Source organism: uncultured Romboutsia sp., from assembly GCF_958366745.1.
Lineage (GTDB): Bacteria > Bacillota > Clostridia > Peptostreptococcales > Peptostreptococcaceae > Romboutsia > Romboutsia timonensis.
The window spans coordinates 1-13,793 of sequence record NZ_CATXCO010000046.1; the positions used below are offsets into that span (position 1 = coordinate 1).

A 13,793-nucleotide genomic window follows, 5' to 3' on the forward strand; every position below is an offset into this window, starting at 1 on the left:
GAAAGGCTCCTGATAAGAATATGTATGGTATAGTCATTGCAACATTTGTCATAAGAACCAAAAGTGCAAAGAATGCTTGACCATTACTTCCTCCAAAAGATACTACAAGTATTATTAAAATAGCTATTATAGCTTGAATCCACATAGCATTTACAGGCATTCCATCTTTTATTTCAGCAAATTTTCCTGGCCATAATTTCTTAGGTGAGCCTTCTATCAACGTTTTTAAAGGAGAATAAGTTAATGTAAAGAAAGCCCCTGTTAAAGCTAAAAACATTGAAAACCCAACAAATCTAGCAACCCATAACCCTAAAGTTATGGCAGATGCTTGCCTCATACCAAAAGTCATTCCAAGCTCGTATCCTAAATTTCTCATTAATACATAAGCAACATTAGCCATATTAACAGTATCTAATGATAATACATCATTCCAATTAGTAAACATACCACAAGCAAATATACCTATTGCATATCCTACTGCTATGACTATAGCTGATATAGTAAGACCTTTTGGGAATGTTGTTTCAGCATTTTCAGTTTGGTCAACAAGTCCCCCTAAAACCTCAAGACCTCCAAATGCAAATGTTGCAAATGTTAGGAATGATAAAATACTAAGAGGTGTCTGATATGCAGGATTTGGTGAAGTTGTAAAATCTCTTGCAATATTTAATATAGGTTGCTTAAACTGAAATCCATTTGAAGCTAAAACTACAAGTCCTCCTATTAATAATACTAAATTAAGTAATGCTACTGCCGTACCACCTACAGAAGTTACTTTAGTTATCTTTTCTACACCTTTTGAGGCTATAAACGTTACTAGTAATATCCATAGACATCCCAGTATACCTAGTGATTGTATAGAACTTAAACCTAATAAACTTAAGGATCCTGTTCTGTCGCTACCAAATATAGCATTAGATAGTGGTACCCAAATTGTAGATGAAACATTTACCATCCATATTATATAAGATGCATACCACATAAATGTACCTATAAAAGCATATTTAGGACCTACAGATTTTTCCATCCAGGAGTATATTCCCCCTGTTTCTTTTTTAAATGCAGATCCATACTCTGCCATCATAAATGCATAAGGTATGAAGAATAATATTGCACTTAGTACATACCATGGTATTGCTGCATATCCCATAAGATAAAACGCTCTTGGCATATTAGCAAATCCAAATACTGATGTAAAAATCATAAGTATAAGTGATACTAGTGTCAATTTTTTTGTTGTATTTGTATTTTCACCCATTATGACTCCTCCTTGCTTAAATATGATATTAATTTTTACAGTTATATAAAATTTAATTCATATATAGAGGATTTTTGTTTATTATCATTATTTTAGGTTTAAGAGTATTTATAATCTGTACTTATAAAAAAAGACCATGTATAGCTATAAATACTTCTATATACTATACATAGTCTTTTTTATAAATTATTTTTTAATTAAACATGTAAATCTACTTTTATGTTACCTATTAATTCTTTGTATTCTTTTATAGCAGGTTCTAATGTTTCATTCACGAACTCTACCACTTGTTCTGGTGCTCTTCCAACAAAGTTTTTAGGATCCATTATAGATAGTATTTCTTCTTTACTCATTTTAAAAGCAGGATCTTCTATTATAAGATCTATCAGATTATTGTTTAATCCTTCTTGCTTAACTCTATATGCAGCTTTCATAGAGTACTCTCTTATAATCTCATGTAGTTCTTGTCTATCCCCACCTCTTTTTACAGCTTCCATAAGTATAGTTTCTGTAGCCATAAAAGGAAGTTCTTCATTTATATGCTTATTTATCATATTTTCATATACTACTAAACCATCTGTAACGTTTATTCCTATTTCAAGTATAGCATCTGCTGCCATAAAAGCCTGAGGTATAGCTAATCTCTTGTTAGCTGAGTCATCTAAACTTCTTTCTAACCATTGAGTTGCTTGAACTAAAGCAGGACTTAATGATTCAGTTATTATATACTTAGATAACGATGCTATTCTTTCACTTCTCATAGGATTTCTTTTATAAGCCATAGCAGATGAACCTATTTGATTTTTTTCAAATGGTTCTTCTAATTCTTTTAAGCTTTGTAAAAGTCTTATATCATTAGTCATTTTATGCATACTTTGAGCTATCCCAGATAATATACTTAAAACTTGATAATCTAACTTTCTAGTATATGTTTGTCCACTTACAGCATAAGAATACTTGTATCCCATTTTTTTGCATACTATTTTATCAAGTTCTGATACCTTTTGATGATCACCTTCAAATAAACTTAAGAAACTTGCTTGTGTTCCAGTAGTACCTTTTACTCCTCTTAGTTTCATGTTATCTATTCTATAGTTTAAGTCTTCTAAGTCAAGTATTAAATCTTGTGCCCATAAAGTAGCTCTCTTTCCTACTGTTGTAAGTTGAGCTGCTTGGAAATGAGTAAATCCTAATGTTGGAACATCCTTATATTTAAGAGAGAATTCTTTTAAATTATTTATTAAGTTAACAAGCTTTACTCTTATAAGTTTTAATGCTTCATTCATTTGTATAACATCAGTGTTATCTCCAACATAAGCTGAAGTTGCTCCTAAATGTATTATTCCCTTAGCTTTGTCACATTGAAGACCATAAGCTTTAACATGACTCATAACATCATGTCTTACTTCTTTTTCTATTTTTCTAGCTTCATCAAAATTTATATTATCTATATTATTTCTTAATTCATCTAATTGCTCTTCAGTTATATTTATACCTAGCTCTTTTTCTCCTTCTGCTAAAGCAACCCATAACTTTCTCCAAGTTGAAAATTTGAACTGAGGAGAGAATATATAGCTCATATCTTTACTGCAGTATCTATCTGTCAGAGGATTTGTATATGTAGTGTATTTGTTGTCCATCATAATATGCACCTTCCTTGAATATAATTTATATAATAATTATATAAAACATTACGAACAATAACAAGTATTTTTATCCATTTGTTCATTTAGTGTTAATCAAAATTTCATCATTATCTATTAAGTAATCTACACTTTGACTATCTACAAAATTTAACACATACTTGTATCTTATAGCGTAATATTTATCACTCCATCCCAACTGATTTTTTACATCTTCTTCATCAGCTCCAAGCCTTAAACTTATGGCTGCAAATGAATGTCTAAAGTCTTTAGCTGAATAATTTGAAAGTCCAGCTAAATCTAGTGCTTTTCTTACTATTATTCTGACATTTCGATCTGTTATATAATTACTTTTTTGAGTTGTAAAAACAAAATCTTCTGTCGGCATTATAACTTCTGGTAATAATGAGTAATGTCTATATTCCTCTATTAATCTAAAGCAATATGGATGGAGTTTAACTATTCTTTCTTTTTTCTTTTTTCCTAGTCGTACGTAGTAGTTGTCTTTATCATCTACCATAAGATCTTTCCATTTTAAGCTAACTAGTTCATTAAGCAAGCATCCAGTAGTTATTAAAAATACTATTATAGTTTTATCTCTTATATTTAATTTATACAATGTATCTATAAGCTTATTTATCTCTGGAATACTAAGTACATCATCTTTACTTTTTATTCTACTAACTGTTGGCTTTTCAACATATCTAAATGGATTTATTTCTATATATTCTTCCTTTTTTAAGTAATTATAAAAACTATGTAAATAACTATATATCTTCTCACAAGTTGATTTTTTATATATTATTTGAACATAATCTATAAATTTTTTACAATCTTCTTTATTTGCATATACTAATTCTTTATCTTGTAAAAATTTCTTAAATAATATTACCTTAGATAAATAATCATGTTTAGTTGTTGGCTCCAGCTTTTTAGAAAAGTCTTTAAAAACTTCATACTCTATATCTTCTAGCACTTTTTCATTCTCCATGGATATTTTCCCTTTCTTATATTTTTTAACATTTTTATCTATATATTGAATATATTTTATATTGTTGATATACTTATACATAGCGTTTATTTACCAAAATTATTATTTTACATAGGAGGTAATTTAATTAATGGAATTAATGGAACTTTTTAAAGCCGCTCTTATAGGTATTGTTCAAGGTATAACAGAGTGGCTACCTGTAAGTAGTACAGGTCATATGATTTTATTTAATGAATTCATAAAAATGAATGTATCAGAAACTTTTATGAGTACATTTTTAGTAGTAATTCAGTTTGGTTCTATACTAGCTGTTCTTACAATTTTCTTTAAAAAACTAAATCCTTTTGATGTTTCAAAAACTAAAATTCAAAAAAGTGAAACTATCGATTTATGGATTAAAGTTATAATAGCAGTTATACCATCAGGTATACTTGGTTTATTATTTGATGATACAATAGATGCATTATTCTTTAACCCAACTACAGTTGCTATAGCTTTAATAGTATATGGTATAATTATGATTATGCTTGAAAACAGAAATAAAAAACCATCAGTTAATAGTTTTTCTGAAGTCAGCTATAAGCTAGCTATTGGTATAGGTTTATTCCAATGTTTAGCATTAATACCTGGTACATCTAGATCTGGATCTACTATAATTGGTGCTGTTTTACTTGGAACGTCTAGATATATAGCAACAGAATTCTCATTCTTCCTAGCTGTGCCTACTATGCTTGGTGCAAGTGCATTAAAACTTGTTAAGACAGGCTTTGCATTTAGTGGTTTTGAATGGTTAATCCTTGCAACAGGATCTATTGTTGCATATATAGTTTCAATATTAGCTATAAAATTCTTACTTGATTATATTAAGAAACATGACTTTAAAGTATTTGGATATTATAGAATAGTTCTTGGTATATTAGTACTTGCATATTTCTTTTTAATTAAATAGTTTAAAATAAAAAGAAGCACATTTAGTGCTTCTTTTTATTTAGATTCAATAAGAAGCTTTATAATATCGCTAGTCTCTTCATTAAAAGCTGTAACTATACTTAAATAATCGCAAGCCCTATTTGTAGCTAAATATACTTTATTTAAGTCTCCTATAAAATCATTTATCTGATAATCTTGAGTTGTGTCATTTATAATATGGTTGTATAGCATTTCTAGTTGGCAAATTACACATGCCTTATACTCTAAATTCTTTATTGTATATATATTAGATATTGTTATACCTACTTTTTTACTTATATTAGTTAAGTTTTCCTCTGCATATATATATGGTATGTTTGCCTTTTCTAATGCTTTTCTAAGCATATATTGGAAATACATAACCTTTCCACTTTTTAACTTTTTCTTATTATATGGATATATTATTGCTATCTCAGAATAATCTAAGCCTTTTTGATTTATAAGATACTCAACTTCCCAAATAACAGAACTTATTTGTTCTTCTAAGTCACTTACCTTTATTATGTCTACAGATTTTGTACTAGGCTTTATATCCTCTGTTTTATAGAATCCCGTAGTTTTAACGTTACTTCTTAATTTTTTTATATATCTATCTATATTTTCACAGAAGTTATTGTTAAAATCAACAAGTTCTTTAGATTGTCTATAATTTTTCTTTAAATTTATATGCTCATCAAATTTTATTTCTTTTAGGTTGTCCTTAAATATATTAACATTATTTGATATATTTAAACTATTACACGAAAAAACATTAAATATATATTTTGTCTTATATAGGAACTCTCTTATAAATTCAATTTCATCTTTAGAAAAACTCTCTGCCTCATCTATAAATATCCCTTTAAACATATTCTTATTTTTGATAATATTTCTAGCTTGTTTTACTATATTGTTAAAAGTTTTATAATAATCCTTTTTCAGCATATTATAATCAACCACTAAATTATACTTTTTAGCTAATTTGAGTACAAATGCATTAAGTGTATATATGTCTATATTAGTATTTTCTTTATATAGAACTTGTAGTTTCTCTCTTAATTCATTACATTCTTGTTTTGTATGAGTTAGTATCAAAAATCTATGATGAGGATAAACTCTTGCTAACTTCATGACTTTTGATAACATAAGAGTGGTTTTACCAGTTCCTGCCCCTCCTGTAAGTAATGTATTTCCATAGTTTATAGATATTATATCCTTTATTTGTTCTTCACTTAGAGGTGTTGCACTATATTTATAATCATCACTATAAAATGAAATTTTTTTAAAACTATTATTTAAATGTATTTTATCATTTAATACATAGTATTCTGGGCATATTTTTAATAAAAATAAATTTAGATCTATTTCATTATTTTTACCTTTAAGATATTTATCTATTAATACTTCACCCGTTAAAATCTCTTCAAGCTTAGTTTGGTCTATTAAATTATTTTCTATAAAATCTTCAAATTTATATGCATCATCTATATCAACATATGGCATTACAAAGACATAATTATATTCTATATTTAATTTTGATTGTTCCATTTTTATTTTTAAAAGTTCATATTCTTCATTCATTACTTCTAGTAACTCTTCTTCTAATATAAAAAATAAATCTTCTGTTGTATCCATAAACTTTATAAATAACAATTTATTATCTTTTATATATAACATATCCGTATTTATACCTTTAAAAGGTGTGACTTTAGGAATTATACTAGCATTGTTACCTATTTTTTCATAAAAATATGTTTCTATATCTTTAAGCTTTAAAGCTTCTAACTGAGAGTTAATATTTGTGTACTGGTTCACTTTAAATTCCCCCCTTAATTATAATAATTATATCATTTTAGTATAAATTTTTCCATATTGATATTTATAGATAAAAATTTTGCATTTAAACAACAAAAGGAGAGTAAACATACTCCCCTATATAATTATATTTTATAATTACTTTTATAATTATTTTCTAACCATATATTCATTTTTCTTCTTACTTCATTTTCTTTTACTTCATCAAATTGTGCATCTTGAGTAGTATAAGATTGTACTAAGTTTTCTACATTTGTTGGATATTCTACAAATTTACCATTTTTATTTTCAAATCCAATACTCATTATATCATACTTTTCATTTTCATCATTTAATACTACACCGTATTCTATATCACTATTTTCTAAGTTACTTTTTATTATTTTTACATATTGGTTTTTAGCTAATTTATTTAACATAAAATCATCCTTTCTTATTGTTGTATCTTTATTATTACCAATTTACTTAAGTGTATATGTAATTAATTTTATTATAATTTTCTTCCTTTTCCAGAATCAGTTATATTTATAAGATTTTCTGGATATGGATAAAAAAATGTTTGATTTAATATATCTTTATCTTTGAATCTAGTTGCATACATTTTTATAACAACTTCAAGTGTACTAAATGGTATTCTTTGATTTTCATAAGATTCAATTAATCCATTAAACATATTTATTTCTTCTTCATTTAACATATTTTTATACTTTTCAAATACTTTTATTATAATAGATAATTTATTCTCTTTTTTTCTTTGATTAGAAACTATATTTAATACTTTTTCTTTATATTGATGTACTTGATCTTCCATTCTATTTTCATTTAATATATCACTTACTTCATTTGTTGACTCTTCATCATAAGATTTAAGTAATAACAAATTATTTTTGTGAAATTCTATTATATTTTTATTATTTTTTAAATTATTAATAAAAAAAATCCTAGTAAAGAAATTATCTCTAATATTGTAATTTTTAAGTCGTCCTTCATTTTCTATAGGCAAATAATCATATTTATCAATTATTTTTTGCGAAAAAAAACCATTTTCATTGCTTCTTATACTACATTTATTTCCACAGTAATATACTTTAGCATCTTTAAGTCCACAAGTAGGAGATCTACTTTTTAATATAAATCCATCTATATCATCTAAACCATTTATAAATTCTTCAGAAAACTCAGTCATTTGATTTGTATAATCATTTTTCGAATTATAATCTATCAATCTATATTCTTCATTCTCCTTATTCATTTCTATTCTTATAGGTTCCCTTGGTATTGATAAACCTATAGCCAGTTCAGGACACACAGTTTGTATATCTACATAATCTTTTAAAGATTGAATAACCTTATCATTGTATCCTTGACCATCATATCTACATTTCGTACCATATAAACATTCACTAACTACAATTTTAGGCTTTCTCATAAACTAACTTCACTCCATGCTTTTTTTACCTATATTTTTATCTATAATTTTATATAATATTAATTATTTTTTACCATAATAAAAAAAGAGAGGTATTTATCCTCTCTTTTTTTATTACTTAGCATATTCTATTGCTCTAGTTTCTCTTATTATACTAACCTTTATTTGTCCTGGGTATTCTAGTTCATCTTCTATTCTCTTAGTCATATCCCTAGCTAATAAATGAATATCTTCATCACTAACATTTTCAGGTTTAACCATTATTCTTATTTCTCTACCTGCTTGTATGGCAAAAGATTTATCTACACCCTCATATGAGTTGGCTATTTCTTCTAACTTTTCTAATCTTCTAATATAAGCCTCTAGAGTTTCTCTTCTAGCCCCTGGTCTTGCTGCTGATATAGCATCTGCTGCAGTTACAAGCACAGCTTCTATAGTCTGCGGTTCATAATCACCATGATGCGTACTCATTGCATGTATAACTTCTTTAGATTCCTTATATCTCTTAAGTAAGTCCATACCTATCTCAACATGAGTTCCTTCCATTTCATGGTCTACTGCTTTCCCTATATCATGTAAAAGACCAGCTCTTTTTGCAAGTCTAATATCAGCGCCTATTTCTGCTGCCATTATACCAGCTATATGAGCAACTTCTATAGAATGCTTAAGTACATTTTGTCCATAACTTGTTCTATAGTTAAGTCTTCCTAGTAATTTAACTAACTCTGGATGAAGTCCATGAACACCTGTTTCAAAGGCCGCTTGTTCTCCGTATTCTTTTATTATATTCTCTACTTCTTTTCTAGCCTTATCAACCATTTCTTCAATTCTAGCAGGGTGTATTCTACCATCCGCTATTAATTTTTCAAGTGCTATTCTAGCAACTTCTCTTCTTATAGGATCAAACCCTGATAATATTACAGCTTCAGGAGTATCATCTATTATCAAATCTATTCCTGTTAATGTTTCTAATGTTCTTATATTTCTACCTTCTCTACCTATAATTCTACCCTTCATTTCATCATTAGGTAAATTTACAACAGTAACAGTAGTTTCAGCAACATGGTCTGCTGCACATTTTTGTATAGCATACCCTATTATTTCCCTTGATTTCTTCTCTGCTTCTTCCTTAGCTTGAGACTCTATTTCCTTTATCATTATAGACATTTCTCTTCTAACGTCTCTTTCAGCATTAGTTAATATTATTTCTTTTGCCTTATCAGATGTTATTCCTGATATACTCTCTAATTTTTCTAATTGCTGGGTTTTTATAGCCTCAATCTCTTCTTCTTTTTTAGCTACATTCTTTAACTTGTCCCCTAGGCTTGTTTCCTTTTGTTCTAAGTTTTGTAACTTTTTGTCTAATATTTCTTCTTTTTGTATAACTCTTCTTTCAAATTTTTGTAAGTCAGATCTTCTTTCCTTATTTTCTCTTTCAGATTCAGTTCTTAACTTATGAATTTCCTCTTGTGCTTCTAATAACTTCTCTTTGTGTATTCTTTTTGAGTCGTCTTCTGCTTGTTTTATTATTCTATCAGCTTCGCTGTTAGCTTGGCCAATTTTTGACTCATATATATTTTTTCTCACAAAATAACCAGCAATAATACCTACTGCTATCCCTAATAAAATACTTATTATATCTATGACACCCACCTCCTTTGATAATAATCCCAAAATTACATTTTAAGAGTCTAAATAATTTTATAATTCAATTAAAACTATAGCATATAGAAAAAATACAATCATTACTTCTAAGATATATATTGTAATGTCGATAAAATCCTCTATTTGTAACATTTAAGAGTATTTTATTTAAAAATCATATTTAGATACTATGTCCTTAATTAATTTTATAATTTTTTCTATCGCATGTCAAGTTAATAGGAGGTGTGTATTATTTTATTATTCCAAATTTAATAATGTGTCGTCTTCTTCTTGAGCATTTTCTCTAGTTTCATCTAATTTATAGTAATGTCTAACTTTTTCGTCTATTTCCTTTATTAAATCTGGATTATCTTGTAGGAACTTTTTAACATTTTCTCTACCTTGTCCAAGTTTAGTATCATTGTAACTATACCAAGCTCCTGACTTTTTAACTATATCTATATCTGACGCTATATCTAATAAATCACCAACTTTAGATATACCTTCTCCATACATTATATCAAATTCAGCTTGTTTAAATGGTGGAGCCACTTTATTTTTAACAACCTTAACTCTTGTTCTACTTCCTAATACCTTATCCCCTTGCTTTATAGTATCTATTTTTCTAACATCTAATCTTACTGATGAGTAGAACTTTAGAGCACGTCCTCCCGTTGTTGTCTCAGGATTACCAAACATTATTCCAACCTTTTCTCTTAATTGGTTTATGAATATTGCAACACAGTTAGATTTTTTTATAGATCCTGTTAATTTTCTAAGTGCTTGAGACATAAGTCTAGCTTGTAAACCAACGTGAGAATCTCCCATATCTCCTTCTATTTCTGCTCTTGGAACAAGTGCTGCAACTGAGTCAACTACAATTATATCTATAGCCCCACTTCTTATAAGTGCTTCTGCTATTTCTAGTGCTTGTTCTCCTGTATCTGGTTGAGATATTATTAAGTTATCTATGTCTACGCCTAACGCCTTTGCATACACTGGGTCAAGTGCATGTTCCGCATCTATAAACGCTGCTATTCCACCTTGCTTTTGCGCTTCTGCTACTGTATGAAGTGCAACTGTTGTTTTACCTGAAGATTCTGGCCCATATACTTCTATTATTCTTCCTTTTGGAAGTCCACCTATACCAACTGCTATATCAAGACCTATTGATCCTGTTGATATAACATCAATTGCCATTGATGTAGCTTCCCCAAGCTTCATTACTGATCCTTTACCAAACTCTTTTTCTATTTTACCTAATGCTTGATTAAGTGCATTTAGTTTTTCTTGCTCTATACTCATCTATATCATTCCTTTCATTTCTATAAATACCAAACATTCGTTCTATTTTATATAACTATTATATAGCATAAAATAATCTCCGTCAATTACAAAAATTCACTTAATCCTCATTAATAATAATATATATTTCTCTCACTTTAATTAATAGTTAAGAAAGCTAATATCTTTTATATTAATTGTATATAATTTATTTTATATTTAGTTATATATGAAATATAGGTTTCTATTTATAGGCTATAGTTTTAATATATAAAATTAGAATTTGTTTTCAGTAAGATTTTACCATACTTATTTTATTTATAAACCTTTATTTGTATTTTTATACAAGTTTTATTTAGAATATCTTCCTAATTTAAGACAAGCTTTTTCATTCTAACCAAATTTAATAAAAAATACATAAACAGTAAAACTTTTAATTTATAAAATATAAAGGAGCTATACTAAGAAATTAACTCTAATAGTTAGTCTTAATAATAGCTCCTTTTAATTATTTACTTTCCATAAATAAGTTTTTATTTTTATATAAATATTCCCATCCAGAATATAAAGTAAGCAATGTAGCTATTAATATGGTTATATTCCCTATCGATAGTAATATATTACTTCCAAACTGAACTCCTAAAAGTAAAAGTGGTATTGCTATCATTTGGCTTATTGTCTTTAATTTACCACCACCACTTGCTGCTATTACTTTTCCATCAGCAGCAGCTATTGCTCTTAGTATACTTACTGTAAGTTCTCTAGCAACAATTATAATTACCATCCAACTAGATACTAAATCTACTTCTATCATACATATAAGTGCTGATATAACCAGCAATTTATCTGCTAATGGATCCATAAATTTTCCAAAGTCAGTAATTAAATTATGCTTTCTAGCTATATGTCCATCCATTGCATCTGTTATAGATGCTACTATAAATATTACACATGCTATTAAATATTTACTTGGTATATTAAATAACATAACAAGTATAAATACTGGTATTAAAAATATCCTAAATAAAGTTAGTTTATTAGGCAAGTTCATTAACTATATCCCCCATTAAATCATATTCTAATGCACTAGTTATTTTTACACTTACGAAGTCACCTATGTTTAACTTTTTATCAGATTTAACATATACTATACTGTCTATTTCCTCTGCATCTCCTTTAGTTCTTCCTATATATACTTTGTCTTCTATTTGTTCTTCTACTAAAACCTCATATATATTTCCTACTTTAGCAGCATTTAGTTCTTCTGATATGCTTTGTTGAACTAACATTAAAGCATCTCTTCTTTCATCTTTAACATCTTGCTCTAAATGGTTTGGAAGTTTATCAGCTGGTGTATCTTCTTCTCTTGAATAAGAGAATGCTCCAAGTCTATCAAACTTAGCTACTTTAACAAATTCTACTAATTCATTAAAATCTTCTTCAGTTTCACCTGGGAATCCTACTATTATAGTAGTTCTTAATGTTGCATCTGGTATATGCTTTCTTATCATATTTATAGTTGATAGTATATTTTCTTTTGTAGTATGTCTATTCATTAACTTTAATATTTTATTGCTTGCATGTTGTATTGGCATATCAAAGTAATTACATATATTATCATATTTTTTAATAACTTTAACTAATTCTTCAGTTATTGATTCTGGATATGAATACATTATTCTTATCCATTTTATACCTTCTATTTGTGCAAGTTCTTCTAATAATTCTGGAAGCATTTCTTTACCATATAAGTCACAACCATATTTTGTTGTATCTTGCGCTATAACAACTAACTCTTTAACACCTTTTGCTGCTAAATCCTTAGCTTCTGATATTATATCTTCCATTTTTCTACTTCTGTATTTACCTCTTAATTTAGGTATTATACAATAAGTACATTTATTATCGCATCCTTCTCCTATTTTTAAATAAGCCATATAATCTGGAGTTGATACATATCTTGGTAAATCTTCATTATACGCAAAGTCTATGTCATTTAAGCTTACTATATGATTCTCTTTTTCAAGGTTAGCTATTATTTCATCTATTTGTTGATAACTTCCTGTTCCTACTATTGCATCTATTTCTGGTATTTCTATTTTTAATTCTTCAGCATATCTTTGTGCTAAACATCCTGTAACTATAAGTAATTTTAAATTAGCAGTTTCTTTTAATTGTGCTAATTCTAATATAGTTTGTATAGATTCTTGTTTTGCAGATTCTATAAATCCACAAGTATTTACTAATATTATATCTGCTTCCTCAAAATCTCCTACTAATTTATATCCTTTTTTGTTAAGTATTCCCATCATTATTTCTGCATCTACTAAGTTTTTAGAACATCCTAATGATTCTAATGCTATTTTTAACATTTTATTTCTCCTTCCATTGCTGATTTATGAAATTTTATAACTTCTTCTACTGCGACGTCAACATTATCAAAGTTTATAACTTCGTTATATTTATATTTATCAACTGAATGCATATATAATGAGTCATAATACTCTACTAAATATTTTTCTACTAGTTCCTCGTATTTTCCTTCTTCTAATAAATTAATATATTCATCAACTTTATTATGTCCAAGTCTTTTTCTAAATTTATTTATACAATCTTTTAATACTTCTAAATTATTTTCATCTTTATTGTATACATAATCTCTACAAAGTCTTTTTACTCTATTTTCTAAGCTACATTCAAGAAGTATATGATATCCATCTCTAACTATAGCATCATAAATATTATTTGGTATTAGTACATGTCCTACTCTTTTACTTTCAC

11 protein-coding genes and 1 pseudogene are annotated in these 13,793 nt (G+C 27.4%); 1 reads left to right on the plus strand and 11 read right to left on the minus strand.

Going from position 1 to position 13,793, the window contains the following annotated elements:
• The 3 genes from yjeM to Q5F54_RS05045 form a co-directional block, all read right to left on the minus strand.
• Positions 1-1,258 (minus strand): glutamate/gamma-aminobutyrate family transporter YjeM (gene yjeM / locus Q5F54_RS05035; protein ID WP_302334052.1); only part of this gene is annotated, 1,258 nt, incomplete at its 3' end.
• A gap of 197 nt (positions 1,259-1,455) precedes the next feature.
• Complete coding sequence (purB, locus tag Q5F54_RS05040; RefSeq protein ID WP_330668282.1) at positions 1,456-2,901, minus strand: adenylosuccinate lyase; 1,446 nt, start codon at positions 2,899-2,901, stop codon at positions 1,456-1,458.
• An 82-nt stretch (positions 2,902-2,983) separates the two neighbouring features.
• Positions 2,984-3,892, minus strand: a complete 909-nt coding sequence (locus tag Q5F54_RS05045; RefSeq protein WP_281537286.1) for a tyrosine-type recombinase/integrase — start codon at positions 3,890-3,892, stop codon at positions 2,984-2,986.
• 130 nt (positions 3,893-4,022) lie between these two features.
• Between Q5F54_RS05045 and Q5F54_RS05050 the strand changes: the two genes are divergently transcribed.
• The gene (locus Q5F54_RS05050; RefSeq protein ID WP_143023167.1) at positions 4,023-4,841 is read left to right on the plus strand and encodes an undecaprenyl-diphosphate phosphatase; all 819 of its coding nucleotides are present in this window, start codon (positions 4,023-4,025) and stop codon (positions 4,839-4,841) included.
• Between the two features lie 35 nt (positions 4,842-4,876).
• Here Q5F54_RS05050 and Q5F54_RS05055 read toward each other — a convergent pair whose 3' ends face one another.
• The 8 genes and pseudogenes from Q5F54_RS05055 to Q5F54_RS05090 all read right to left on the minus strand — a co-directional run.
• Positions 4,877-6,655, minus strand: a complete 1,779-nt coding sequence (locus tag Q5F54_RS05055) for a UvrD-helicase domain-containing protein (protein WP_281537285.1) — start codon at positions 6,653-6,655, stop codon at positions 4,877-4,879.
• 125 nt (positions 6,656-6,780) lie between these two features.
• The gene (locus Q5F54_RS05060) at positions 6,781-7,074 is read right to left on the minus strand and encodes a hypothetical protein (protein WP_071119799.1); all 294 of its coding nucleotides are present in this window, start codon (positions 7,072-7,074) and stop codon (positions 6,781-6,783) included.
• A gap of 71 nt (positions 7,075-7,145) precedes the next feature.
• Positions 7,146-8,084, minus strand: coding sequence for a DUF523 and DUF1722 domain-containing protein (locus Q5F54_RS05065; RefSeq protein ID WP_288523828.1), 939 nt, complete (start codon positions 8,082-8,084; stop codon positions 7,146-7,148).
• A gap of 114 nt (positions 8,085-8,198) precedes the next feature.
• Entirely contained in the window at positions 8,199-9,737 is a 1,539-nt protein-coding gene (gene rny, locus Q5F54_RS05070) for a ribonuclease Y (RefSeq protein WP_071121361.1), read from the minus strand.
• A gap of 249 nt (positions 9,738-9,986) precedes the next feature.
• Positions 9,987-11,033: a recombinase RecA gene (gene recA / locus Q5F54_RS05075; RefSeq protein ID WP_071119795.1), complete on the minus strand. Its 1,047-nt coding sequence runs from the start codon at positions 11,031-11,033 to the stop codon at positions 9,987-9,989.
• 487 nt (positions 11,034-11,520) lie between these two features.
• The gene (pgsA, locus tag Q5F54_RS05080; protein ID WP_281537432.1) at positions 11,521-12,063 is read right to left on the minus strand and encodes a CDP-diacylglycerol--glycerol-3-phosphate 3-phosphatidyltransferase; all 543 of its coding nucleotides are present in this window, start codon (positions 12,061-12,063) and stop codon (positions 11,521-11,523) included.
• Entirely contained in the window at positions 12,050-13,384 is a 1,335-nt protein-coding gene (gene rimO, locus Q5F54_RS05085; RefSeq protein WP_281537431.1) for a 30S ribosomal protein S12 methylthiotransferase RimO, read from the minus strand. Before rimO ends, pgsA begins: the two co-directional genes overlap by 14 nt.
• Positions 13,378-13,793, minus strand: a pseudogene (locus tag Q5F54_RS05090) (tRNA 2-selenouridine(34) synthase MnmH); the annotation flags it as partial. The pseudogene Q5F54_RS05090 and the gene rimO, both read right to left, overlap by 7 nt.

Bases quoted from the DNA above. Each gene is read 5' to 3' on its own strand.
- purB (WP_330668282.1), bottom strand. From the start codon at position 2,901: ATGATGGACAACAAATACACTACATATACAAATCCTCTGACAGATAGA.
- pgsA (WP_281537432.1), bottom strand. From the start codon at position 12,063: ATGAACTTGCCTAATAAACTAACTTTATTTAGGATATTTTTAATACCA.
- recA (WP_071119795.1), bottom strand. From the start codon at position 11,033: ATGAGTATAGAGCAAGAAAAACTAAATGCACTTAATCAAGCATTAGGT.
- Q5F54_RS05065 (WP_288523828.1), bottom strand. From the start codon at position 8,084: ATGAGAAAGCCTAAAATTGTAGTTAGTGAATGTTTATATGGTACGAAA.
- Q5F54_RS05045 (WP_281537286.1), bottom strand. From the start codon at position 3,892: ATGGAGAATGAAAAAGTGCTAGAAGATATAGAGTATGAAGTTTTTAAA.
- Q5F54_RS05050 (WP_143023167.1), top strand. From the start codon at position 4,023: ATGGAATTAATGGAACTTTTTAAAGCCGCTCTTATAGGTATTGTTCAA.
- Q5F54_RS05060 (WP_071119799.1), bottom strand. From the start codon at position 7,074: ATGTTAAATAAATTAGCTAAAAACCAATATGTAAAAATAATAAAAAGT.
- rimO (WP_281537431.1), bottom strand. From the start codon at position 13,384: ATGTTAAAAATAGCATTAGAATCATTAGGATGTTCTAAAAACTTAGTA.